The organism is Arenivirga flava, from assembly GCF_030161575.1.
In the GTDB taxonomy this organism is placed as follows: domain Bacteria; phylum Actinomycetota; class Actinomycetes; order Actinomycetales; family Microbacteriaceae; genus Arenivirga; species Arenivirga flava.
This window is the reverse complement of record NZ_BSUL01000001.1, coordinates 366561-391932: the sequence shown is the minus strand read 5'-3', so window position 1 is coordinate 391932 and position 25372 is coordinate 366561. Positions and strand designations below refer to the sequence as shown.

The following is a 25372-nucleotide window of genomic DNA, read 5'->3' as shown; positions in this document are numbered from 1 at the left end:
TCCTTCAGCTCTGCGGGCGCTCGAGGGGCACGACGCGGTGAACGAGCTCCACCACGGCGTCGACGGTCTGGTCGAAGTCGAGGTGCGTGGAGTCGAGCGTGGTGACCCCGTCGGCGGCGGTCATGAAGTCGACCACCTTGGAGTCCTGCCGGTCGCGGGCGCTGAGCTGCTGGGCGAGTGCTTCCGCACTGGCACCGCCGAGCTCGGCCGAACGCCGTGACAGTCTAACCGCTTCGTCGGCGGTCAGCAGGATGCGCACCGGGGCCTCCGGCGCGACCACCGTCGTGATGTCCCGGCCCTCGACCACGATGCCCGGCCGGCCGCATCCGGCGATGAGACCGCCGAAGAGGGTGTTGAGGTGCCCGCGCACCTCGGGAACGCGGGCGATCTTCGAGACGACCTCGCTGATCCGGGGCTCGCGGATGGCCTCGGTCACGTCCGTCGCACCGACCCGTACGCCGTAGTCGGCGGGGTCGAGGCTGATGGCGTAGGCGAAGCCGTGCAAGGAGGCCACGACCGCATCCGCGCTGTCCAGGTCGATCGCGGTGTCGAGCGCGTGCCAGGCGAGGGCGCGGTACGCCGCGCCCGTGTCGAGGTAGGCGAAGCCGAGGCGGCGCGCAGCCGCCTTGCTCACGCTCGACTTGCCGCTGCCGGCCGGTCCGTCCACGGCCACGACGCTCACGCCGTGGTCCGCCGTCTCGTAGTTCACTGCCACGCTCCCGCGATCCTCCATCCGCGCCGTGCGAGCTCCTCGCTCAGGCGCTGCTCCGCCTCGGGCAGCACGGCGATCTCCGCGAGCCCGATCTGGGCGCCCGGAGAGTGCTCCAGGCGCAGGTCCTCCATGTTCACGCCGATCTCGCCGATCTCGACGAGCAGGCGCCCGAGCTCGCCCGGCCGGTCGTCGATCATCACGACGAGGGCAGCGAACTGCGTACGGGTGCCGTGCTTGCCGGGCAGCCGGGCCACACCCGCGTTGCCGGCGGCCAGCGCCTCGGCCACCGCGCGCCGCGCGCCCGGTGCGGTCGGCTGCTCGAGGGCGCCGATCACGCCGTCGAGGTCGGTGCGCAGCGCCACGAGCGCCTCGTGCACCGGTGCGGCGTTGGCGCCGAGGATCTGCACCCACAGCGCCGGGTCGCTCGCCGCGACGCGGGTCACGTCGCGCACGCCCTGACCGGCGAGACCCGCCGCGGCATCGCTCGCCTCGGCCAGTCGCGCAGCCATGAGGCTCGAGACCACCTGGGGCACGTGGCTGACGAGCGCGACCGAGCGGTCGTGCTCCTCGGCGGTCATCTCGATCGGCGTCGCCCCGAGGTCGAGGATCAGGTCCTCGACGGGCCCGCCGTCGCGGTAGCCGATGCCGTCGTGGCCCGCGATCACCCAGGGGCGGCCGATGAAGAGGTCGGCGCGCGCCGCGATGGCGCCGCCGCGCTCGCGACCCGCCATCGGGTGCGATCCGAGGTAGCGCGTCAGGTCGGCGCCCAGCGCACGCAGCTGCTCGAGCGGCGCGAGCTTCACGCTGGCCACGTCGGTGACCAGAGCGGAGGGATGCGCCGCCAGCTCCGCCGCGACCACCGCCGCGGTCACGTCCGGCGGTACGCAGACGACGACGAGCCTCGGCTCGTCGTGCTCCCCCGCGGGGCGTCCCGCGCCGTAGTCGACGGCGAGGGCGAGCGACGCGGGCGACGCGTCCGCGAGGCTCACGTCGACGCCGCGCTCGGAGAGCGCCAGTCCGATGCTCGTGCCGAGCAGCCCGGTGCCCACGATGCGCACGGGCCCCTCGAGCCGCCGGTCGGCGCCGAGCAGCGCGTCGCTCATCGCTGCCGCCCGCCGCCGCGCGACCCGCCGTCGCGCCGCGGCCGCTCGTCCCGACGGCCTCCGCCGGAGCCGCGATCATCACGACGCGGCGCCCCGCGCTGCGCGGCGCCGCCGCGCACCTTCGCCGGGCGCTTGCGCGCGTTCTCGGGCGTACGGGCGAGGGTCAGCAGCTGGTTCATCTCGTGGCTGGTCAGCTCGCGCGTGCGGCCGAGCTTGAGGGTGCCGAGGTTCAGCGGCCCGAACTGCCGGCGCACGAGCTCGATGACCGGGTGGCCGACCTCCTCGAGCATGCGGCGCACGATGCGGTTGCGGCCGGAGTGCAGCACGATCTCCACCATCGTCGACCCGCCCTGCACGCCCACCACCCTGGCGTCGTCGGCGGCGATGCGGCCGTCCTCCAACTCGACGCCGCGCAGCAACCGGCCGACCGTGGCCGCGGTCATCTCGCCGCGCACCTTCGCCACGTAGGTCTTCTGCACGCCGAAGGAGGGGTGCGAGAGCACCTGCGCGAGCTCGCCGTCGTTGGTCAGCAGCAGCAGTCCGCTCGTCTCGTAGTCGAGGCGGCCGACGTTGAAGAGCCGCTCCTCGTAGCGCTCGGTCCACTCGCTGAGGTCGGGGCGCCCGTGCTCGTCCTTGAGGCTGCTCACGACGCCGCGCGGCTTGTTGAGCATGAGGTAGCGGCGGCTCGTGTCGAGCTGCACCGCCACGCCGTCGACGGCGACGCGGTCGACGAGCGGATCGACGCGACGACCCGGCTCGTCGACGCGCTGCCCGTTCACGGTCACGCGACCCGCGGCGATGAGGTCCTCGCAGACGCGCCGGCTGGCGACGCCGGCGGCCGCCATCACCTTCTGCAGGCGCTCGCCGGTCGGCAGCGCCGCGGCGTCGGACGAAGCCCCCTGCGAGGCCTCCCAGGCCTCGTACTCGGCGCGCTCCTCGTCGGTCAGGTCCTCCTCGTCGACGATCTCGAGTCCCTCGACGTCGTCGTCGTGCTCCGGCTCCTCGGCGCGATCGCGCTCCTCGATCGAGTCGAGGAACTCGATCTCCCCGTCGCGGTCGTCGTGCTCAGCGCTGGTCATCGAATCCTGCCGTTCCGTCGTCGAGCAGCGGCGACACTGGCGGCAGCTCGTCGAGCGAGTTGATGCCGAGGTGCACGAGCAGCTGCTCGGTGGTCCTGTAGTTGATCGCCCCGGTCTCGGGGTCGGTGGAGTCCTCGGTGATGAGGCCGCGGCCGAGCAGCGTGCGCACGACGGAGTCGACGTTCACCGCACGGATCTGCGCCACGCTGGCGCGGCTGATGGGTTGACGGTACGCGATCACCGCGAGGGTCTCGAGCGCAGCCTGCGACAGCCTGGTGGGGTTCTGCGTGAGCACGAAGTCGCCGACGACCTCGTCGTACTCGGCGCGGGCGTAGAAGCGCCATCCACCGCCCACCTCGCGCAGCTCGAAGCCGCGGCGCACCGAGCCCTCGGCGACGCCGTCGTAGTCGGCCACGAGGCGATGCACGGCCGAGCGGATGGAGGCCACCGGCTTCGAGAGCGCCGTCGCGACCGAGGTGAGGCTCTGCGGCTCGTCGGCGACGAAGAGGATCGCCTCGACGGCGCGGTCCAGCGCGAGGCTCGGCCCGTGCACCTCGACGAGGTCGTCGAGCGGGGCTTCAGCGGTCATAGTCGGCTCCCAGGCTGGCGAGGTTCTCGTCGGACCAGTGCTCGGCGGTCCAGGTCAGGGTCAGCTCGCCGAGCGGCTCGAGCTGCTCGAAGTCGAGCGCCGCGTGCCGGTACAGCTCGAGCACGGCGATGAAGCGGGCCACGATCACGCCGCGCAGCTCGGCGCCGACGATGAGCTCGCGGAAGGTCATCGGCTCGCCACGGCGCAGCAGCGCCACGACGTGCCCGGCCTGCTCGCGGATGCTGACGAGCGGCGCGTGCAGGTGGTCGAGCCCGACCGTCGGCAGCTCCCGCGGCGCCATGGCCAGCGCCGCGAGCGCACCGAAATCCTCGGCGCTCAGGGTCCAGACGAGCTCCGGGGTGCGGGCGCGGAAGCGCTCCTCCATCCGCACGGTGCGCGCGTGCCGCGTCGTCTCCGCCTCGAAGCGGCTCCGGAACCACTGCGACGCCAGCTTGAAGGCCCGGTACTGCAGCAGCCGGGCGAAGAGCAGGTCGCGGGCCTCGAGCAGCGCCACGTCCTCGGCGTCGACGAGCTCGCCCTGCGGCAGCAGTCCCACGATCTTGAGGTCGAGCAGCGTGGCGGCCACGACCAGGAACTCGCTGGCGCGATCCATCTCCTGCGCGGTGTCGAGCCCCTTGAGGTAGCCGATGAACTCGTCCGTGACGCGCGACAGCGACACCTCAGTGATGTCGAGCTCGTGCTTGGTGATGAGGGTGAGCAGCAGGTCGAAGGGCCCTTCGAAGCCTTCCAGCGTCACCGAGAACCCGGGCGCGGCGACCGCGCCCTCCGTGTCAAGCCCCGCGGGCTCAGGCGACCGCGCCACGCGCGATCAGCTCCCTCGCCATGCTGCGGTAGGCCTCGGCCGCGGGGTGGTTCGGGGCGAAGCTCGTGATGGGGGCGGCGGCCACGGTGGCGTCGGGGAACTTGACCGTGCGGGAGATCACGCTCTCGAGCACCCGCTCGCCGAAGGCCTCGCGCACGCGGTCGTAGACCTCGCGCGAGTGCAGCGTGCGGGGGTCGTACATGGTGACGAGGATGCCGTCGAGGGTGATCGCCGGGTTCAGGCGGTCCTGCACCTTCTCGATGGTCTCGACGAGCAGCGCGACGCCGCGCAGCGCGAAGTACTCCGCCTCGAGCGGGATGAGCACGCCGTGCGCCGCGGTGAGCGCGTTCACCGTCAGCAGGCCCAGCGAGGGCTGGCAGTCGATGAGGATGAGGTCGTAGCGGTCGCGCACGTCGCGCAGCACCCGCGCGAGGATCTGCTCGCGGGCGACCTCGTTGACGAGGTGCACCTCCGCGGCGGAGAGGTCGATGTTGGCCGGGATGACGTCGAGGTTCGGCACGCCCGTCGTCTGGATCGCGCCGAGCACGTCTTTGCTGCCGCCGGAGAGCAGGTCGTAGATGGTCGGCACGTCGTGCGTCTGCACCCCGAGGCCGGCGGAGAGCGCGCCCTGCGGGTCGAAATCGATCGCGAGCACCTTGCGGCCGTACTCGGCCAGCGCGGCGCCGAGGTTGATGCTGGTCGTGGTCTTGCCCACGCCGCCCTTCTGATTGCACAGGGCGATGATCCTGGCCGGGCCGTGGGAACGCAGGGGCGCAGGCGCAGGGAACTCCGTCATCCCGTCAGTCTACCGAGGCGGCAGCACCCGCCATCGACCCGGCTCGGCGGTTTCGCCGCCGCCTTCGCCCATCGGGTCGGCGGATGGATCGCTCTGGACTCGAGCCCCCGCGCCGTGCTCCGTCGATCGACTGCCACGCTGCGCGAGCGGATGCGGTGCGCTGAGGAGCAGGACGGTGGCAGTCCCTGGGGCGGCGCTGGCTGGGTCCCTTCCAGATTCGCCGCCCCGGGACGTCCTCCCCGGTAGGTCGCGCGACGCCTCTGATTCGTCTCCTGCGCTTCCATGCGAACGGCCGTGGACGACCGCACCCCTCTATATAACGCCACAACTGGGTCGACCGCCCCACTCGGAGCGCAACAATTCGGTCGGGCGAACCTCAGTTAGCCGACATCTGTCGCCGTGAAGCGCGTAACACGGCACTGAGCCCCCGAACTGGGGGAACGTCACCGGGCGCGGGGATGGGCCGTCGTGTACATGTCGCGGAGCGCGTCGGCCGTGACGAGCGTGTAGATCTGCGTCGTCGCCACCGAGGCGTGCCCGAGCAGCTCCTGCACGACGCGCACGTCGGCGCCTCCCTCGAGCAGGTGCGTCGCGAAGCTGTGCCGCAGGGTGTGCGGCGAGAGCTCGACGTCGAGGCCCGCCCGCCCCGCGGCGCCGCGCAGCAGATCCCAGACCCCCTGCCGGCCGAGTCGGCCGCCGCGGGCACCCAGGAACAGCGCCGGGGTCGCCCGACCCCTCGACGACAGCGCCGGACGACCGCGCACGAGGTACGCACCCACCGCCTCACGGGCGTAGCGGCCGAGCGGCACCAACCGCTGCTTGGCGCCCTTGCCGAGCAGCCGCAGCACGTCCGCCTCGCGGCCGTCCTCCCCCAGCAGGTCGTCGACGCCCAGCCCGGTCGCCTCCGAGACGCGCGCGCCCGTGGCGTAGAGCAGCTCGATCACGGCGCGATCGCGCAGGCGCACCGGGTCGTCGCCGGAGCAGGCCGCGATCAGCGCCTCGATCTGCTCGAGGGCGATCGGATGCGGCAGCCGGCTCGGCGGCTTCGGCGGCCTCGCGTCGTGCGCCGGATCGGTCGCGGCGACCCCCTCCTCCACGAGGAAGCGGTGCAGGCCGCGCACCGCCGAGAGCATGCGGGCGGCGCTCGTCGCGCCGAGCCCGCGGTCCCGCAGTCCGCGCACGAAGCCCTGCACGTGCTCGGGCGTCGCGCGTGCGGCCGGCAGCCCGTCCAGGTGCGCGGCGTAGGCGAGCAGGTCGCGGCGGTAGGCCGCGAGCGTGTTGGCGCTGCGCCCGCGCTCGATCGCGAGGTGGCGCAGGAAGCGCTCAGCGTCCGGATCGAGCGCGACCGGTGCCGGCGCGGCCGGTGCCGGGTCGTCCGCGGGCGCGCTCATGCCGCTGCGCGCATCCGCTCGGCCCGGCGCACCGCGATCAGCCCCGCAGGCGCGGGTGCCGGGTCCAGGGCGCGTCCGCCGGGCCGAGCGAGTCCCAGCCCTTGGCGCGCGCGGCGAAGGCCGAGAGCACGGCGTGGCCGAGGATGCCGTTGGCGAGCCGGTGCGCCAGCACGCCCTCCACGGCCTCGTCGAGGCTCACCCAGGCCGTGACGATGTCGGCCTCCTCCTCGCTGCGCGCGAAGGGCGGCGTCGCGCTGAGCCCGCGGGCCAGGTAGACGCGGATCGCCTCGTTGCTGCCGCCCGGAGTCGTCTGGAAGTCCGACAGCAGCGACCAGTCGGTCGCCGCCAGGTCCGCCTCCTCTGCCAGCTCGCGCCGCGCGCCCGCCAGGGGGTCCTCCCCCTCCACGTCGAGCAGCCCGGCCGGGATCTCCCAGTCGCGGGCGCCGATCGGGTGCCGGTACTGCTGGATCAGCAGCACGCGGTCCTCGTCGTCCATCGCGAGCACCGCGACGGCGCCGGTGTGGTCGACGTACTCGCGGATGATGAGGTGGTCGCCGTAGACGAACTCGTCTCGGCGGATGTCCCACACCTTGCCGCCGAAGACGACGTCCGAGTTGCCGACCGCGACGGGCGAGGGCTCGTCGCGGATCGGCTCAGCCACGCTCCACCTCGAAGAGCCGCTCGGCGCGCTGGCGCTCGATCGCGGCCGCGACGAGGCCGCGGAAGAGCGGATGCGGGGCGTTCGGCCGCGAGCGCAGCTCCGGGTGCGCCTGGGTCGCCACGTAGAACGGGTGCACCTCGCGGGGCAGCTCGACGAACTCGACGAGCCCGTGCTCGGCGTTGGTGCCGCTGACGATCATGCCCGCCGCCTCGATCTGCTGCCGGTAGTGGTTGTTGACCTCGTAGCGGTGGCGGTGGCGCTCGCTGATCGTCGGCGAGCCGTAGAGCTCCTCCACGATCGAGCCGCTCGCGAGCTTCGCCTCGAAGAGGCCGAGCCGCATGGTGCCGCCGAGGTCGCCCTCCGCGATGATGTCGACCTGCTCGGCGATCGTCGCGATCACCGGGAACTCGGTCTCGGGGTCGAACTCGGTGCTGCTCGCCCCCTCGAGGCCCACCTCGTTGCGGGCGAACTCGATCACCATGCACTGCAGGCCCAGGCAGAGGCCGAGCACGGGGATGCCGTTCTTGCGCGCGTAGTTCAGGGCGCCCAGCTTGCCCTCGATGCCGCGCACGCCGAAGCCGCCCGGCACGCAGATGCCGTCGAGGTCGGCGAGGTGCTTGGCCGCACCCTCCTCGGACTCGGCCGTGTCGGAGGCGATCCAGCGGATGTTGACCTTGGTGGCCTGCGCGAAGCCGCCCGCGCGCAGCGCCTCGGTCACCGACAGGTAGGCGTCGGGCAGGTCGATGTACTTGCCGACGAGGCCGATGGTCACCTCCTGCTCGGGCTCGTGCACCGCCTTGAGCACCGGGTTCCAGGCGGTCCAGTCGACCTCGCCGGCCTCGAGCTCGAGGGCGTCGATGATGTACTGGTCCAGGCCCTGGCGGTGCAGCATCTCCGGGATGTCGTAGATGCTCGCCGCGTCGGTGGCGTTGACCACGCCGTCCTCGTCGACGTCGCACATGAGCGCGATCTTGCGCTTGTTCGACTCGCTCACCGGGCGGTCGCTGCGCAGGACGAGCGCGTCCGGCTGGATGCCGATCGAGCGCAGCTGGGCGACGGAGTGCTGCGTGGGCTTCGTCTTCTGCTCGCCCGAGGCGTTCATGAACGGCACGAGCGAGACGTGCGTGAAGAAGACGTTCTTGCGGCCGAGCTCGTGGCGCACCTGGCGGGCGGATTCGATGAAGGGCTGGCTCTCGATGTCGCCGACCGTGCCGCCGATCTCCGTGATGATCACGTCGGGGGCGCTCTCGCCGTCCTCGGGGATCGACTGCAGGCGCATCCGCCGCTTGATCTCGTCGGTGATGTGCGGGATCACCTGCACGGTGTCGCCGAGGTACTCGCCGCGGCGCTCCTTGGCGATCACCTGCGAGTAGATCTGACCGGTGGTCACGTTGGCAGCCTGGCTAAGGTTGATGCCGAGGAAGCGCTCGTAGTGGCCGATGTCGAGGTCCGTCTCGGCGCCGTCGTCGGTCACGAAGACCTCGCCGTGCTGGAACGGGTTCATCGTGCCCGGGTCGACGTTGAGGTACGGATCGAGCTTCTGCATGACGACCTTCAGGCCGCGGGCCGTGAGCAGGTTGCCCAGACTGGCCGCCGTGAGGCCCTTGCCGAGCGACGAGACCACGCCCCCGGTCACGAAGATGTGCTTGGTGATCTTGTCCGTGCTCTGCATATCCGCCACGGGCCTCCATCGTACCCTCACGGCGAGCGGATGCGGTGCCTCCCCGAACGGGACGGGCGCGTCCCCGGCGCGCGCGGGCCTCAGACCGAGGCGCGGGCGGTGTCGATGAGCTCCTGCGCGTGCGCGAGCGCGCTGTCGGAGTCGCTGAGGCCGGAGAGCAGGCGCGCCATCTCCGCGAGCCTGGCGTGGCCGGTCAGCTGCTCGACGCTGCTCGCCGTGACGGCGCCGTCGCTGTCCTTCGCCACGCGCAGATGATTGGTCGCGAAGGCCGCGACCTGGGCGAGGTGCGTCACGACGATGACCTGGGCGCTCTCGGCGAGGCGCGCCAGGCGCCGGCCGATCTCGATGGCGCTGGCGCCGCCGACGCCCGAGTCGACCTCGTCGAAGACGAAGGTCGGCACCGGGTCGCTGCCGGCGATGACGACCTCGATCGCCAGCATCACGCGCGAGAGCTCGCCGCCGGAGGCGCCCTTGCCGAGCGGTCGGGGCTCGCTGCCAGGATGCGGCTGCAGCAGGATCGAGACGAGGTCGCGGCCGCTGCGGCCGAGCTCCTCGCGCTCGGTCACGGCGACGCTGAGGCGCGCCTGCGGCATCGCCAGCGCCGCGAGCTCGGCGGTGACCCGCTCGGCGAGCTGCTCGGCGGCCGCGGTCCGCAGCGCCGTGAGGCCGCCCGCGAGCCGTTCGGTCTCGGCGAGGTCGGCGGCGACGGATGCGGTGAGCGCCTCGATCCGCTCGCCGTCGTTGTCCAGCTCGAGCAGGCGTCCGCTGCCCGTGCTCAGGCGGTCGATCACGTCGTCGAGGGTCGGACCGTGCTTGCGGATGAGCCCCGCGAGCAGCGCACGCCGCTCCTGCAGCGTCTCGAGCTCGCGGCCGCTGTCGTCGTCGAGGCCGTCGAGGTAGGTGGAGAGCTGCGCGGAGATGTCCGAGACGAGGTAGCTCGCCTCGCCGAGCGACTCGGCGATCGGCTGCAGCGTCGCGTCGTGGGCGACGACCCGGTCGAGCTGCCGGCGGGCGCCCTCGATGGCGCTGAGCGCGTCCTGCACCTCGTCGACGCCCTGCGAGGAGACGAGCTCGTGCGCCTGGTTCGCGGCCTGACGCAGCTCCTCGAGGTTGCCGAGCCGCTCGGTACGCTCGGCGAGCTCCGCGTCCTCGCCGGGCTGGGGGCGGCCTCCTCGATCTCGGCGATCGCCAGGCGCAGCTCCTCGGCTTCGCGGGCGCGGCGGTCCTGGTCGGCGACGAGCTCGTCCAGCTCGGTGCTCGCGGCCAGCCAGCGGGCGTGCGCCGCGCGGTACTCCGCGAGCAGCTCGGCCAGCTCGGCTCCGGCGAAGCGGTCGAGCGCCTCGCGCTGCGCGGTCGCGGAGCGCAGGCGGATCTGCTCGGACTGGCCGTGCACCACGACCAGCTGGTGCCCGATCTCGCCGAGCACGCTCACCGGGCTCGTGCGGCCGCCGACGTGGGCGCGGCTGCGCCCTCGGCCGAGAGGGTGCGGCTGAGCAGCAGCGAGGCGCGGTCGTCGGCAAAGACGTCCAGGTCGCCGCCGGCGTCGCGCACGCGCTCGGCGACGGCGCCCTGCGCGGGCACCTCCCACTGCCCCTCGACGACGGCCTGCCCGCTGCCGAGCCGGATGGCGGCGCTGTCGGCGCGCTCGCCGAGCAGCAGCCCCAGCGCGGTGACGACCATGGTCTTGCCGGCGCCCGTCTCGCCGGTCAGCGCGGTGAACCCCGGACCGAGCGGCAACGTCGCCTCGCCGATGACGCCCAGGTCGCGGATGGAGATCTCCTCGATCATGCGTGCGGTTCCTCCGTCTCGGTCGCGGGTCCGCGCCAGCCGGTCACGGGCAGGTCGAACTTGCGCACGAGGCGGTCGGTGAACTCCCCCACCGCCAGGCGCGCGAGGCGGACGGGCACCGGCGAGCGGCGCACCTCGACGCGCGCGCCGGGGCGCAGCTCGTGCGTGCGGCGGCCGTCGCACCAGAGCACGCCGTGCCCGTCGGTGCGGCGCTGCACCTCGACGGCGAGCACCGAGTCGCGGCCGACCACGAGCGGCCGCGCGAAGAGCGCGTGCGGGCTCAGCGGCACGAACAGCAGCGCCTCGACGGTCGGCCAGACGACCGGCCCGCCCGCGGAGAAGGAGTAGGCCGTCGAACCCGTCGGCGTGGCCATGACGACGCCGTCGGCGCCGAAGTTGGAGAGCGGGTGCCCGTCGACCTCCAGCACCAGCTCGAGCATCCGTTCGCGGCTCGCCTTCTCGACGGTCGCCTCGTTGAGCGCCCAGGTGCGGAAGACCTCCCGCTCGCCGTCGACGACGCGCACGTCGACCGCCATCCGCTCCTCCACCCGGTAGTCGCGGGCGAGGGCTCGGGCGATGGTCTCGGCGAGGCTGTCGCGCTCGGCCTCGGCGAGGAAGCCGACGTGGCCGAGGTTCACGCCCAGCAGGGGCACCTGCGCCTCGCGGACCAGCTCGGCCGCGCGCAGGATCGTGCCGTCGCCGCCGAGCACCATGGCGAGCTCCAGCCCGTGCGCCGACACCTGCTCGTCGAGCACCTCGACCGGTCCGATGTCGCCGGCGGCAGCGCGCAGGTCCTCGTACTCCGATCGCGGCAGCACCGCCTCGACACCTGCTGCGCGCAGCTCCTCGATGGCCTGCAGCGCGGCCGAGATCGCATCCTGGCGGCCGGTGTGCGAGACGAGCAGGATCCGACGCGGCTGCTCGGGTTGCGCGATGGTCGCCACGGGCGCCGTCCTCTCGTCGGTCATCCGCCCGTCCGGTCGCCGTCGATCACGCAGCACGGCGACGCGCGGCGGTCGAGGATCGGATGCGGGAGGTCGTCACGGGGCCGCGCACAGCTCGTGCACGCGGTCCCTCCATTCTGTCGGATCGGCGCCCTCTCCGGAGCGCAGACGCAGCAGGTACTCGTGGTTCCCAGCCCCTCCCAGGATCGGGGAGGGCAGCAGACCGGCCGCTCGCAGCCCGACGTCCCAGGCCGCCCAGAGCACCGCGGTCAGCGCGTCCTCGCGCAGCGCGGGGTCGCGCACGATGCCCTCGCGCACGCCGCCCCTGCCCACCTCGAACTGCGGCTTGACGAGCACCACCCAGTCGGCGCCCTCGCCGACCGTCGCGGCCGCCGGCGGCAGCACGTGGCTCAACGAGATGAAGGAGAGGTCGGCCACGACGACCTGCGGCCGCACGGTGCGGCCTGCCGCTGCGCCGAGCGACTCGCGGCTGAGGTCGCGGGCGTTGAAGCCCTCCACGACGTCGACGCGGTGGTCGGAGCGGATGCTCGGCGCCAGCTGCCCGTGGCCCACGTCGAGCGCGACCACGCGGCTCGCGCCGCGCTCCAGCAGCACCTGGGTGAAGCCGCCGGTCGAGGCGCCCAGGTCGAGCGCCTCGCGCCCGTCGACGCGCAGATCGCTCCACGCGTCGAGGGCGGCGAGCAGCTTGTAGGCCGCACGGCCGACGTAGCCGTCGAGCTCGCGCACGCCCACCTGCTGCAGCAGGGTCACCTTCGTCGAGGCCTTGACGACCGGGCGCCCGTCGAGGGTCACGAGGCCGCGCTCGAGCAGCTGCGCGGCGTGGCTGCGCGACCGGGCGAGGCCGCGTTCGACGAGGGCGGCGTCGAGTCGGGAGGAGTGCATCCGTCCACGATAGGGGCGAGCCTGCGGCGCCGCGGGGACGGGCGCGGCAGGATGAGCGCATGTTCACCGCCCGAGCGCCCGAGCCCTCCTACGAGTTCCCGGAGCCGCTCGCGGCGCTGCTGGCCGGCCGCCCGGCCGAGGCGGTCTGGGTCAACGCGCTCGACGGCGTCACCGTGCGCCTGCCCGACGAGGACGCCTACCTCAAGTGGCAGCCCCCGGGCACACGGCTGCCCGCCCTCGCGCTCGAGGAGGAGCGTCTGCGCTGGGCCTCCCGGGAACTCGCGCTGCGCCGCGGCGCCGCCGCCGCCGAGCATCCCGCGGAGCCCGACGAGGTCGCCGCTCGCATCGTCGCGGCCCGGCTCGACGGCATCGGCGCGGAGGGGCCGGATGACGACGATCACCCGACCACCGTCCCCCGCGTGCTCGAGCACGGAGCCGACGGCCGCGGCGAGTGGCTGGTCACCGCGGCCCTGCCGGGACGCAGCGCCGTCGACCCGGTCTGGCTCGCCAGGCCGGAGGTGGCCGTCCCGGCGATCGGCCGGGAGCTGCGCCGGCTGCACGAGAGCTTCGACGTCGAGCGCTGCCCCTACGACTGGTCCGTCGAGCAGCGGCTGCGGCTCGCACCGCCGGATGTCGCGCCGCGCTTCGCGGAGGCACCGCCCGTCGACCGCCTCGTCGTCTGCCACGGCGACGCCTGCGCGCCCAACACGCTGCTCGCGGAGGACGGCACCGGTGCCGGCCACGTCGACCTCGGCGCCCTCGGCATCGCCGACCGCTGGGCCGACATCGCCGTCGCGGCGCGCAGCACGGAGTGGAACTACGGGCCCGGCTGGGAGCGCGCGCTCGTCGCCGGCTACGGCGTGCCCTTCGACGACGAGCGGATGCGCTTCTACCGGGAGCTCTGGGACGCGGAGTAGGCCGCCGGCCCGCTCACCGCCCCTCGAGCTCCCGCTGCAGCTCGTCGTGCAGCTGCGCGAACGCCTCGGCGCGCTCCTCGATCGGCCGCTCCTCGATCAGCCGCACGCGCGAGACGAGGGCGTCGCCCTCATCCGCTCCGCTCCGCTCGGGAACCGGACGGTCCGCATCCGCTCGCTCGTCGCTCATGCCGTCACCGTACTCAGGCGTAGAGCCCCTCGGCCACGTCGAGGCCGTAGATCTGCAGCCCCGAGTCCCAGATGGCCGCGGCGCCGGCGCGCAGCAGGTCGATGCGGTGCTCCCCCGCCTCGACGATGCTCAGCACGTGCCCGGCCAGGCGCACGGTCGCACCGCGCACGGTCACCGTGTGGGCGCCGTCCTTGCCGATGGTGCGCTGCACCGCCGGGTACGGCTCGTGCAGCTCGCGCAGGTCGCCGAGGATGAACGTCGGCCGCTCCTCCTCGCGCGCGGCGAGCACCTGCTTCGCCTGGTCGACGCCCGTGAGCACGAGAGCGGATGGGATGCCCGCCCGCCGCGCGCCCAGGATGTCGGTGTCGAGGCGGTCGCCGATGAACAGCGCCTCCCGCGTGCCGAAGCGCTCGAAGGCCGCCTCGAAGATCGGCACCTCGGGCTTGCCGGCGAACACGGGCAGCCGGGCGACCGCGCTGTGCACCGCGGCGACGAGCGTGCCGTTGCCCGGTGCGATGCCGCGTGCCTGCGGGATCGACCAGTCGGTGTTCGTCGCCACCCACGGGATGCCCGTGTGCAGCGCGTAGGACGCCTCGGCCAGCTGCTCCCAGCCCACGGTCGGATGGAAGCCCTGCACCACCGCGTCCGGTTGGTCCTCGGCGGATCGCGTCACGCGGTAGCCGGCGAGCTCGAGCTCGTGCACGAGCCCCTCCCCACCGACCACCAGGATCAGCGAGCCGACGGGCACGATGTCGAGCAGCAGCTTCACGGCCGCCTGCGGCGAGGTCACCACGTCGTCGGCGGTGACCGGCAGACCGAAGCCCGCCAGGTGCTCGGCCACCGACGCCGCGGTACGGGCCGCGTTGTTGGTGATGTACGCGACGCGGTGCGTCTCACCCGAGCGGATGAGGGCGTCCACGGCGTGCGGGATCGCCCCCGGTCCCTTGTAGACGACACCGTCAAGGTCGGCCAGCACCAGGGAGACGCCGTCGAGCGGTGTCGCCGTGGGCTCAGTCACCCTGCGGCTCCGACTCCACCACGCCATCCGACTCGCCCTCCTCGGTCCGCTTCGGCGCAGCCTTCTTCGCCGCGCGCTTCTTCCCGATCGGCGCGGGCTCTGCGTCCGCGTCCGACGCGTCCCCCTCGACCGGCGTCTCGACCGCATCGGGGTTCGCAGCGGATGCGGACCCGGCGATCGCCGCAGCGACGAGCGCGTCCAGCGCATCGGGCTGCTTGTCCTCGGCGAGCAGCTGCTCGACCTCCGCGCGGACGTCGTCCTCGAAGCTCAACGGGCTCGGGTCGGCGTGCGCGACGGCGCCCGCGACGACATCCGACGAACCGTCGGCCGGCTCGGGCGCCGCCGAGCCGTCGATGTCCTCGACGATCTCGACCGGAGCGTCCGCGTCCTCGACGCGATCGTCCTCCTCGTCCTCGTCGACGTCGGTCCCGACCTCGGGCTCCTGCGGGACCTGGATGCGCACGCCGGTCTCGTCGTCGAGCAGCGCGGCCTCGTCGTCGTCGATCTGCACATCGATGATCTCGATGGTCTCGTCGCCGACCTCGTCCTGCAGCGCGCGGGCGGCGCGCTCGGCGAGGGCCACCCAGCGTTCGGCGTCGGCGTCGCGTCCGAGCTCCTCGAGCACCGTCGCGTAGGCGCCGAAGAGGGCCGGGCTCCAGCTGTAGGCGCGCTCGGGATCGAGCTGCGGGATCTCGAGCTCGGCCAGCGCGAGATCGGGCTGCCCCTGGTCGAGGCGAGCGCCGGACATCGCGATCGCGAGCTCGACGCGCGTGGGCACGGTCAGCGTCTCGCGGTCGACGGAGCGACCGAGCTCGAGCGCACGGTCCGGGCGCTCGAGTCCCCGCTCGCTGTCGACCATCAGGGGCAGCTGCTCGTTGCTGCCCGAGATGCGCCGGTAGGTGCGCAGCTCGCGCAGCGCCAGCGCGTAGTCGCCCGTGGCGTACGCGGTGATCGCGAGCGTCTCGCGCACGACCGCGATGCGGCCTGCGCGACGCGCGGCCGAGAGCGCGTGGCGGTGCGCCAGCTCCGGGTCCTCCTCGATGTGCCGACCTGCGAGCACCAGGTGCTTCGCGACATCGTCCGCGTTGTCCTTGCTCAGCGTCTTCAGCTCGATGCGCGCGGCCTTGTCGAGGTGACGCGCCTCGACGTCCGACGGCACGAAGGGGTCCTCGTGGCGCTCGCGCACCGACCGGGTGTTGAACGGATCGCGGTCCTCGACCTCCCGCTCGGCACCGCCGCGGTACGGTCGCGGGTCTCCCCCGCGGCCCCCGGCGCCGTTGCGCTCGCCGTCGCGGCGGTAGCCGCCGCGCTCGTCGCCGTCACGTCGCTGGCCGTAGCCGCCCTCACGACGGTCGCCCCCGTTGTACGGCCGGCGCTCGCCTTCGCGCTGCGGGCGTGAGCCACCCTCGCGACGCTCGCCACCGTCGAACGGGCGACGCTCACCGTCGCGCTGCGGACGTGAGCCGCCCTCGCGACGCTGACCGTAGCCACCCTCACGACGGTCGCCCCCGTTGTACGGACGACGCTCGCCGTCGCGCTGGGGACGGAAACCGCCCTCGCGACGGTCCCCGCCATTGAACGAACGACGCTCACCATCGCCCTGCGGGCGGAAACCGCCCTCGCGGCGAGGTCCGCGGTCATCGTTGCGGCGCTGATCGTAACCGCCCTCGCGGCGGTCGCCGTTGTAGGGGCGACGCTCGCCGTCGCGGCGGGGACCCCGCTCGTCGCCATCACGACGCTGACCGTAGCCGCCGTCCCGAGGGCCACCCTGATAAGGTCGGCGGTCGCCGTCGCGCTGGGGACGGAAGCCGCCCTCGCGACGCTCACCGCCGTTGTACGAGCGTCGCTCGCCATCGTGCTGCCCGCGGAAACCGCCATCACGGCGGGGCCCACGGTCGTCGCCGTCGCGACGCTGGCCGTAACCGCCCTCACGACGGTTCCCGTTGAATGGACGCCGCTCACCGTCGCGCTGGGAACGGAACCCACTCTCGCGACGGTCGCCGTCGAACGGGCGACGCTCACCGTCGCGCTGAGGGCGGAAGCCGGCATCGCGGCGCGGACCGCGATCGCCATCACGCCGCTGTCCGTACCCGCCCTCGCGGCGATCGCCGTTGTAGGGGCGACGCTCGCCGTCACTCTGTGGACGGAATCCCCCGTCGCGCCGCTGGCCGGAGCCACCCTCACGACGCTCGCCGTCGCGGCGATCGCCGCCGTTGAACGGACGGCGCTCGCCGTCACGGGGCCCGCCGCGGCGCGGACCGCTCTGGTCGTCGCGCCGGGTGTCGGGCTTGCGCGCGGGGCGACCCTCGCGCGCGTCGTTGGAACCGTTGGCGTCGCTCACGGTGGCTTCCTCTCTGCGTCCTGTCACGGACGGTTAAACGCAAAATGGCCACCCATTGCTGGGTGGCCATTTCACAAAAGAAGTCCGGCGGTGTCCTACTCTCCCACAGGGTCCCCCTGCAGTACCATCGGCGCTGCGAGTCTTAGCTTCCGGGTTCGGAATGTAACCGGGCGTTTCCCTCGCGCTATGGCCGCCGAAACACTATTGATATTTCAGTCTATACGGCCAACCTCCCACAGATCGAGCCTGTGGTGGCTGGGTCGCAGTTCTCGACCGTCTATCGAGAACCACAAAGTGGACGCGAACACTCAGCAGAATACTGATGTATATGTTGTCAAGTCATCGGCGTATTAGTACCAGTCAGCTCCACACATTACTGTGCTTCCACATCTGGCCTATCAACCCAGTCGTCTGGCTGGGGGCCTCTCGGTCTCGAGGACCATGGAACACTCATCTTGAAGCCGGCTTCCCGCTTAGATGCTTTCAGCGGTTATCCGTTCCGAACGTAGCTAATCAGCGGTGCCCTTGGCAGAACAACTGACACACCAGAGGTTCGTCCATCCCGGTCCTCTCGTACTAGGGATAGATCTTCTCAATATTCCAACGCACGCAGCGGATAGGGACCGAACTGTCTCACGACGTTCTAAACCCAGCTCGCGTACCGCTTTAATGGGCGAACAGCCCAACCCTTGGGACCTACTCCAGCCCCAGGATGCGACGAGCCGACATCGAGGTGCCAAACCATGCCGTCGATATGGACTCTTGGGCAAGATCAGCCTGTTATCCCCGAGGTACCTTTTATCCGTTGAGCGACAGCGCTTCCACAAGCCACTGCCGGATCACTAGTCCCGACTTTCGTCCCTGCTCGACCTGTCAGTCTCACAGTCAAGCTCCCTTGTGCACTTACACTCGCCACCTGATTGCCAACCAGGTTGAGGGAACCTTTGGGCGCCTCCGTTACTTTTTGGGAGGCAACCGCCCCAGTTAAACTACCCACCAGGCACTGTCCCTGAACCGGATCACGGTTCGAAGTTAGATATCCAGAGTGACCAGAGTGGTATTTCAACAATGACTCCACGGTAACTGGCGTCACCGCTTCAAAGTCTCCCACCTATCCTACACAAGCCACACCGAACACCAATACCAAGCTGTAGTAAAGGTCACGGGGTCTTTCCGTCCTGCTGCGCGTAACGAGCATCTTTACTCGTAGTGCAATTTCGCCGAGTTCGCGGTTGAGACAGCTGGGAAGTCGTTACGCCATTCGTGCAGGTCGGAACTTACCCGACAAGGAATTTCGCTACCTTAGGATGGTTATAGTTACCACCGCCGTTTACTGGGGCTTAAATTCAGAGCTTCGCTTGCGCTAACCCTTCCTCTTAACCTTCCAGCACCGGGCAGGCGTCAGTCCGTATACATCGACTTGCGTCTTCGCACGGACCTGTGTTTTTAGTAAACAGTCGCTTCCCACTGGTCTCTGCGGCCATCAAACGCTCCAGGAGTAAATCCCTTCACGCCTCAGGCCCCCTTCTCCCGAAGTTACGGGGGCATTTTGCCGAGTTCCTTAACCACGATTCTCTCGATCTCCTTGGTATTCTCTACCTGACCACCTGAGTCGGTTTGGGGTACGGGCGGCTGGAACCTCGCGTCGATGCTTTTCTCGGCAGCATAGGATCATCGGATCTTGCCCTTGCGGACTACCCTTCAGTTCTCAGGCATATGAGAGACGGATTTGCCTATCTCTCGCCCTACGGCCTTGGCCAGTGACAACCATCGCACTGGACCGACTACCTTCCTGCGTCACACCTGTTAATACGCTAGCCGCACCAGCATGGGGTCGAGCGTTCACACCAGCGCATCCACCCCGAAGGGCTTCCGACAACTGGAGCTAGGACTCTTAGCACCACTGGATTAGCTTGGGCGGTTCTTCGCCGGTACGGGAATATCAACCCGTTGTCCATCGACTACGCCTGTCGGCCTCGCCTTAGGTCCCGACTTACCCAGGGCGGATTAACCTGGCCCTGGAACCCTTGGTCTTTCGGAGGACGGGTTTCTCACCCGTCTTTCGCTACTCATGCCTGCATTCTCACTCGTGTGGCCTCCACGGCTGGGTTACCCCGCCGCTTCGCTGGCCACACGACGCTCTCCTACCGATCCGTACGGCTGGACCACGAAGGCCTACCTAACATACGAATCCTACGACTTCGGTGGTGTGCTTGAGCCCCGTTACATTGTCGGCGCGGAATCACTTGACCAGTGAGCTATTACGCACTCTTTCAAGGGTGGCTGCTTCTAAGCCAACCTCCTGGTTGTCTCAGCAACTCCACATCCTTTCCCACTTAGCACACGCTTAGGGACCTTAGTCGGTAGTCTGGGTTGTTTCCCTCTCGACAATGAAGCTTATCCCCCACTGTCTCACTGCTGCGCTCTCACTTACCGGCATTCGGAGTTTGGCTGACGTCAGTAACCTGGTGAGGCCCATCGGCCATCCAGTAGCTCTACCTCCGGCAAGAAACACGCAACGCTGCACCTAAATGCATTTCGGAGAGAACCAGCTATCACGAAGTTTGATTGGCCTTTCACCCCTATCCACAGCTCATCCCCTCAGTTTTCAACCTAAGTGGGTTCGGTCCTCCACGACGTCTTACCGTCGCTTCAACCTGGCCATGGATAGATCACTTCGCTTCGGGTCTAGGACATGCGACTGAATCGCCCTATTCAGACTCGCTTTCGCTACGGCTACCCCACACGGGTTAACCTCGCCACATATCGCTAACTCGCAGGCTCATTCTTCAAAAGGCACGCTGTCACCCCTACAAGGAGGCTCCAACGGTTTGTAAGCAAACGGTTTCAGGTACTATTTCACTCCCCTCCCGGGGTACTTTTCACCTTTCCCTCACGGTACTTGTCCGCTATCGGTCATCTGGGAGTATTTAGGCTTATCAGGTGGTCCTGACAGATTCACACGGGATTTCTCGGGCCCCGTGCTACTTGGGATCCTCCACGCCGCTGCGCAACATTTCGACTACGGGACTGGCACCCCCTGTGGTCGACCTTTCAATGTCGTTCGTCTATATCGCGCATGTCAACGTGCACTTCGGCAGAAGTACGTTGGAGTCCCACAACCCCGACCATGCAACGCCTGCCGGCTATCACACATGATCGGTTTGGCCTCTTCCGCGTTCGCTCGCCACTACTTACGGAATCACGGTTGTTTTCTCTTCCTGTGGGTACTGAGATGTTTCACTTCCCCACGTTCCCTCTACCCGCCCTATATATTCAGGCGGGAGTCACCAGGTCGTAGCAACGCCTGGCGGGGTTTCCCCATTCGGAAATCCTCGGATCACAGCTCGTTTATCAGCTCCCCGAGGCTTATCGCAGATTACTACGTCCTTCATCGGCTCCAGATGCCAAGGCATCCACCGTTTGCTCTTAGAAACTTGACTACATGAGTATTCAGAATCGTCGTACCGCATCAGCCGAAGCCGACACGGTAGACCAATGATCTAAAAAATTAGATCTAAGAATTCATTGCCGCGACTCCCACCCGCAAGACCCAAAAGCCTCGACAAGGTGATTCAAACGACAAGAATCTAAGATGCTCGCGTCCACTGTGTAGTTCTCAACATACGGTCGGTACCCCCACCAGCACACCGTCAAAACGGCGAACCAGCAAAGGGTCCGAAGGAACAGTCACCATCGACCCGAAGCAACCCCGTAAGGCTCCTCCGACATCAACCGGTGTCCGGTCCCTCAGGACCCAACAGCGTGCATGCCGACCACTCCCCCAGCGACACCGTTCCGACCCCCGAAGGGATGTACTGAGCAGCACTGATCTCGCGACCGGCCATGTCAAACGTTCCACCCATGAGCAACCACCCCGAGCGCATTCGGCCCGAGCGTGGCTCTGGCCAGGCCCACCCTGAGGCGACCTGGCAGAAGCTCCTTAGAAAGGAGGTGATCCAGCCGCACCTTCCGGTACGGCTACCTTGTTACGACTTAGTCCTAATTACCGATCCCACCTTCGACGGCTCCCTCCAAAAAGGTTGGGCCACCGGCTTCGGGTGTTACCGACTTTCATGACTTGACGGGCGGTGTGTACAAGGCCCGGGAACGTATTCACCGCAGCGTTGCTGATCTGCGATTACTAGCGACTCCAACTTCATGAGGTCGAGTTGCAGACCTCAATCCGAACTGAGACCGGCTTTTTGGGATTCGCTCCACCTTACGGTATTGCAGCCCTTTGTACCGGCCATTGTAGCATGCGTGAAGCCCAAGACATAAGGGGCATGATGATTTGACGTCATCCCCACCTTCCTCCGAGTTGACCCCGGCAGTCTCCCATGAGTTCCCACCATAACGTGCTGGCAACATAGGACGAGGGTTGCGCTCGTTGCGGGACTTAACCCAACATCTCACGACACGAGCTGACGACAACCATGCACCACCTGTTCACGAGTGTCCAAAGAGTTGACCATTTCTGGCCCGTTCTCGTGTATGTCAAGCCTTGGTAAGGTTCTTCGCGTTGCATCGAATTAATCCGCATGCTCCGCCGCTTGTGCGGGCCCCCGTCAATTCCTTTGAGTTTTAGCCTTGCGGCCGTACTCCCCAGGCGGGGCGCTTAATGCGTTAGCTGCGACACGGAAACCGTGGAATGGTCCCCACATCTAGCGCCCACCGTTTACGGCGTGGACTACCAGGGTATCTAATCCTGTTCGCTCCCCACGCTTTCGCTCCTCAGCGTCAGTAACGGCCCAGAGATCTGCCTTCGCCATCGGTGTTCCTCCTGATATCTGCGCATTCCACCGCTACACCAGGAATTCCAATCTCCCCTACCGCACTCTAGTCTGCCCGTACCCACTGCAGGCTGAAGGTTGAGCCTCCAGTTTTCACAGCAGACGTGACAAACCGCCTACGAGCTCTTTACGCCCAATAATTCCGGATAACGCTCGCACCCTACGTATTACCGCGGCTGCTGGCACGTAGTTAGCCGGTGCTTTTTCTGCAGGTACCGTCACTTTCGCTTCTTCCCTGCTAAAAGAGGTTTACGACCCGAAGGCCTTCGTCCCTCACGCGGCGTTGCTGCATCAGGCTTGCGCCCATTGTGCAATATTCCCCACTGCTGCCTCCCGTAGGAGTCTGGGCCGTGTCTCAGTCCCAGTGTGGCCGGTCACCCTCTCAGGCCGGCTACCCGTCGTCGCCTTGGTGAGCCGTTACCTCACCAACAAGCTGATAGGCCGCGAGTCCATCCTTGACCGAAATTCTTTCCAGCAACTCACCATGCGGTGGAAGCTCGTATCCGGTATTAGACGCCGTTTCCAGCGCTTATCCCAGAGTCAAGGGCAGGTTACTCACGTGTTACTCACCCGTTCGCCACTAATCCACCAGAGCAAGCTCCAGCTTCATCGTTCGACTTGCATGTGTTAAGCACGCCGCCAGCGTTCATCCTGAGCCAGGATCAAACTCTCCGTAAAGGTTCAAACACCCTGATCCGAAAACCAAGGCAATTCAAAAACCTGCAACCGAAGTCACAAGCGAGTTGATCTGACCAAAAGATCGTCTACTGACAATCAATCAATCCAAAGGAATCTCTCCACCAGTCCAGAAATAGACCGGCACGAGGATAATTTGGCATTTGACATGTGCACGCTGTTGAGTTCTCAAGGATCGGACGCACCCCGGTTCCGGTCTCACGACCTTCGCCCGGAGGCAACTTCACTACCTTACATCTTCCGGACCGATCCGCGAATCCGCGTCCCGACCTGTTCCGGCGATGGACTGGTCCATCGCCGCGAAGATGTCTGTGTTGTGTTCCACCTCGCTGATGGTTTCTCCGAAGAGTTCGTCATCGTCTGCGAGGTGAGATATTCGCCAGTTGAGGAGGAGAAGCTTTCCCGCTTCCCCGGCTCCTTTGCGGCGACAGGGGATTACATTACGTCGATGTTTCAGGGGGCGCAAACCACCGCGCATCCCGGGCGTGTCGCGTCTCCTCGCCCTGCGTGGTCGGGCCCGGAGACGCAGCAGGGCCGCGCCGGGTGAACCCGGCGCGGCCCTGCTGGACTGCCTGATCCGCGTCTGATCAGCGCACGTCCTCGTCGACCCAGTCGAAGGTCTTCGTGACGGCCTTCTTCCAGTTGCGCAGGAGGCGCTCGCGCTCCTCCTCGTCGAGCTTCGGCTCCCAGCGGCGATCCTCCTGCCAGTTGCCGCGCAGGTCATCGAGCCCGCTCCACACGCCCACGGCGAGACCCGCGGCGTAGGCGGCGCCGAGCGCGGTGGTCTCGGCGACGACCGGACGTACGACGGGGACGCCGAGGATGTCGGCCTGGAACTGCATGAGGAGGTCGTTCGCGATCATGCCGCCGTCCACCTTGAGCTCCGTGAGCGGCACTCCGGAGTCGGCGTTCACCGCATCCAGCACCTCGCGGGTCTGGTAGGCGGTGGCCTCCAGCGCAGCGCGTGCGATGTGCCCCCTGTTGACGTAGCGGGTCAGGCCCACGAGCGCGCCGCGCGCATCCGCTCGCCAGTACGGGGCGAACAGACCCGAGAAGGCCGGCACGAAGTAGGCCCCGCCGTTGTCCTCGACCGTGGCCGCGAGCTTCTCGATCTCCGGTGCCGACGAGATGATGCCGAGGTTGTCGCGCAGCCACTGGATGAGCGAGCCGGTCACGGCGATCGAGCCCTCGAGCGCGTAGTGGGCGGGCTCGTCGCCGAGCTTGTAGCCCAGCGTCGTGAGCAGCCCGTTCTTCGAGTGCACGATCTCGGTGTCGGTGTTGAAGATCAGGAAGTTGCCGGTGCCGTAGGTGTTCTTGGCCTCGCCCTGGTCGAATGCCGCCTGTCCGAAGGTCGCCGCCTGCTGGTCGCCGAGGATGCCGGCGATCGGCGTCTCGCGCAGGAGGCTGCTCGACTCGGCGTGGCCGTAGACCTCGGACGAGCTGCGGATCTCCGGCAGCATCGAACGGGGCACCCCGAACGCCTCGAGGATGTCGTCGCGCCACTCGAGCGTCTCGAGGTCCATGAAGAGCGTGCGGCTCGCGTTGGTCACGTCCGTGGCGTGCACACCGCCGTCGGTACCGCCCGTCAGGTTCCACAGCACCCAGGTGTCGGTGGTGCCGAAGAGCAGGTCGCCGGCCTCCGCACGCTCGCGGGCACCCTCGACGTTCTCGAGGATCCAGACGATCTTGGTGCCCGAGAAGTAGGTCGCCAGCGGCAGCCCGACCACGGGCTTGAAGCGCTCGACACCCCCGTCCGCGGCCATGCGGTCGACGATGTCCTGGGTGCGGGTGTCCTGCCAGACGATCGCGTTGTAGACGGGCTCGCCGGTGTTCCTGTCCCAGACCACCGCGGTCTCACGCTGGTTCGTGATGCCGATCGAGGCGATGTCGTGCCGGGTGAGGTCGGCCTTCGAGAGCGCCTGGCCGATGACCTCGCGCACGTTGCGCCAGATCTCCGCCGGGTCGTGCTCGACCCAGCCCGCCTTGGGGAAGATCTGCTCGTGCTCGAGCTGCCCGGTCGAGACGATCGACCCCTGCTTGTCGAAGATGATGGCGCGGGACGAGGTCGTGCCCTGGTCGATCGCGAGGACGTAGTCAGCCATGGGATGAGGCTCCTTTGCTTCGAGGTTGTCGTGCTGGTGGGATCAGAGGGGCAGCAGCGCCGTGGAGGCGACGCCGGCGAGCGCGCCGCCGACGAGGGGGCCGACCACGGGCACCCAGGCGTAGGACCAGTCGCTCGAGCCCTTGCCCTTGATGGGCAGCAGGGCGTGCGCGATGCGCGGGCCGAGGTCGCGGGCGGGGTTGATGGCGTACCCGGTCGGACCGCCGAGCGAGGCGCCGATCGCGAGCACCAGCAGGGCGACCGGGAGGGCGCCGAGGGCGGCGAGGCCGCCGGCCTCGCCGTTGCGGCCGAAGCCGATGACGACGAAGACCAGGACGAAGGTGGCGATGATCTCGGTGACCAGGTTCCATCCGTACGCCTTGATGCCCGGACCGGTCGAGAACACGGCCAGCTTCAGACCGGCGTCCTCGGTCTCGTCGAAGTGCTTCTTGTAGGCCAGGAAGACGAGCGCGGCGCCGATGACGGCACCGAGCATCTGCGCCGCGAAGTAGGTGAGGATCGACAGCGCGTTGACGGCCACCCCCGGCATGAACTCGTCGGCACCGGATGCCCACAGGCCGACGGTGACCGCCGGGTTGAGGTGCGCGCCCGAGTTGTAGGAGACGATGACACCGGCGTAGACCGCGAGGCCCCAGCCGAAGTTGATCAACAGCCATCCGCCGTTGAAGCCCTTGGACTTCGTGAGCAGGACGTTGGCCACCACACCGCCACCGAGCAGCAGCAGCATGGCCGTGCCGACCGTCTCCGACAGGAAGATACTCCCGAGATTGTCCACGTTGACTCCTTTCATCGTTCACCGCCCGCCGTCGTCGGCGTTCGGTTCGGCGC

The 25372-nt window shown here is 68.7% G+C and carries 16 protein-coding genes, 3 rRNA genes and 2 pseudogenes; 1 reads left to right on the top strand and 20 read right to left on the bottom strand.

The features are described 5' to 3' along the window. Positions 1-4 precede the first annotated feature (4 nt). From cmk to QQK26_RS01890, 12 genes and pseudogenes are all read right to left on the bottom strand, one after another. Positions 5-733: a (d)CMP kinase gene (cmk, locus tag QQK26_RS01945; protein WP_431307975.1), complete on the bottom strand. Its 729-nt coding sequence runs from the start codon at positions 731-733 to the stop codon at positions 5-7. Further along, entirely contained in the window at positions 706-1815 is a 1110-nt protein-coding gene (locus QQK26_RS01940; RefSeq protein WP_284229485.1) for a prephenate dehydrogenase, read from the bottom strand. The genes cmk and QQK26_RS01940 overlap by 28 nt, the downstream gene beginning before the upstream one ends. A 152-nt stretch (positions 1816-1967) precedes the next feature. Continuing rightward, positions 1968-2690, bottom strand: a pseudogene (locus QQK26_RS01935) (pseudouridine synthase); the annotation flags it as partial. Between the two features lie 190 nt (positions 2691-2880). Then, positions 2881-3483 (bottom strand): SMC-Scp complex subunit ScpB, encoded by a 603-nt coding sequence (scpB, locus tag QQK26_RS01930; protein WP_284229483.1) that lies wholly within the window; start codon positions 3481-3483, stop codon positions 2881-2883. After that, positions 3473-4306, bottom strand: a complete 834-nt coding sequence (locus tag QQK26_RS01925; RefSeq protein ID WP_284229478.1) for a segregation and condensation protein A — start codon at positions 4304-4306, stop codon at positions 3473-3475. Before QQK26_RS01925 ends, scpB begins: the two co-directional genes overlap by 11 nt. Further along, a complete protein-coding gene (locus tag QQK26_RS01920) occupies positions 4290-5102 on the bottom strand; it encodes a ParA family protein (RefSeq protein WP_284229477.1) in 813 nt (270 codons plus the stop codon). The genes QQK26_RS01925 and QQK26_RS01920 overlap by 17 nt, the downstream gene beginning before the upstream one ends. Before the next feature lie 443 nt (positions 5103-5545). Continuing rightward, on the bottom strand, positions 5546-6493 hold the full coding sequence (locus QQK26_RS01915) for a site-specific tyrosine recombinase XerD (RefSeq protein WP_284229474.1): 948 nt from the start codon (positions 6491-6493) through the stop codon (positions 5546-5548). A 37-nt stretch (positions 6494-6530) separates the two neighbouring features. Next, positions 6531-7154 (bottom strand): NUDIX domain-containing protein, encoded by a 624-nt coding sequence (locus tag QQK26_RS01910; protein WP_284229472.1) that lies wholly within the window; start codon positions 7152-7154, stop codon positions 6531-6533. After that, complete coding sequence (gene pyrG, locus QQK26_RS01905; protein WP_284234404.1) at positions 7147-8826, bottom strand: CTP synthase; 1680 nt, start codon at positions 8824-8826, stop codon at positions 7147-7149. Before pyrG ends, QQK26_RS01910 begins: the two co-directional genes overlap by 8 nt. 89 nt (positions 8827-8915) lie before the next feature. Then, positions 8916-10623 (bottom strand): annotated as a pseudogene (gene recN, locus QQK26_RS01900) (DNA repair protein RecN). Continuing rightward, a complete protein-coding gene (locus QQK26_RS01895) occupies positions 10620-11591 on the bottom strand; it encodes an NAD kinase (RefSeq protein WP_284229470.1) in 972 nt (323 codons plus the stop codon). Before QQK26_RS01895 ends, recN begins: the two are co-directional and overlap by 4 nt. Positions 11592-11663: 72 nt before the next feature. Continuing rightward, complete coding sequence (locus QQK26_RS01890) at positions 11664-12470, bottom strand: TlyA family RNA methyltransferase (protein WP_284229468.1); 807 nt, start codon at positions 12468-12470, stop codon at positions 11664-11666. Between the two features lie 59 nt (positions 12471-12529). On the opposite strand from QQK26_RS01890, the gene QQK26_RS01885 reads away from it, so the two are divergent. Then, positions 12530-13387 (top strand): phosphotransferase, encoded by an 858-nt coding sequence (locus QQK26_RS01885; protein ID WP_284229465.1) that lies wholly within the window; start codon positions 12530-12532, stop codon positions 13385-13387. Positions 13388-13400: 13 nt separating this feature from the next. On the opposite strand, the gene QQK26_RS01880 is transcribed toward QQK26_RS01885, so the two are convergent. From QQK26_RS01880 to QQK26_RS01845, 8 genes are all read right to left on the bottom strand, one after another. After that, positions 13401-13574, bottom strand: coding sequence for a hypothetical protein (locus tag QQK26_RS01880; RefSeq protein ID WP_284229463.1), 174 nt, complete (start codon positions 13572-13574; stop codon positions 13401-13403). 13 nt (positions 13575-13587) lie between these two features. Then, positions 13588-14619: an HAD-IIA family hydrolase gene (locus tag QQK26_RS01875; RefSeq protein ID WP_284229461.1), complete on the bottom strand. Its 1032-nt coding sequence runs from the start codon at positions 14617-14619 to the stop codon at positions 13588-13590. Continuing rightward, the gene (locus QQK26_RS01870; protein ID WP_284229459.1) at positions 14585-16933 is read right to left on the bottom strand and encodes a primosomal protein; all 2349 of its coding nucleotides are present in this window, start codon (positions 16931-16933) and stop codon (positions 14585-14587) included. Before QQK26_RS01870 ends, QQK26_RS01875 begins: the two co-directional genes overlap by 35 nt. An 82-nt stretch (positions 16934-17015) precedes the next feature. Beyond that, positions 17016-17131 (bottom strand): 5S ribosomal RNA (gene rrf, locus QQK26_RS01865). A 132-nt stretch (positions 17132-17263) separates the two neighbouring features. Continuing rightward, a 23S ribosomal RNA gene (locus QQK26_RS01860) occupies positions 17264-20376 on the bottom strand. A 504-nt stretch (positions 20377-20880) separates the two neighbouring features. Continuing rightward, positions 20881-22404: ribosomal RNA gene (locus QQK26_RS01855) — 16S ribosomal RNA — on the bottom strand. Together the 16S, 23S and 5S rRNA genes form the textbook arrangement of a ribosomal RNA operon. A gap of 605 nt (positions 22405-23009) precedes the next feature. Then, positions 23010-24524 (bottom strand): glycerol kinase GlpK, encoded by a 1515-nt coding sequence (glpK, locus tag QQK26_RS01850; RefSeq protein ID WP_284229457.1) that lies wholly within the window; start codon positions 24522-24524, stop codon positions 23010-23012. A gap of 42 nt (positions 24525-24566) precedes the next feature. Then, positions 24567-25319, bottom strand: coding sequence for an MIP/aquaporin family protein (locus QQK26_RS01845; protein ID WP_284229455.1), 753 nt, complete (start codon positions 25317-25319; stop codon positions 24567-24569). Positions 25320-25372: the final 53 nt, after the last annotated feature.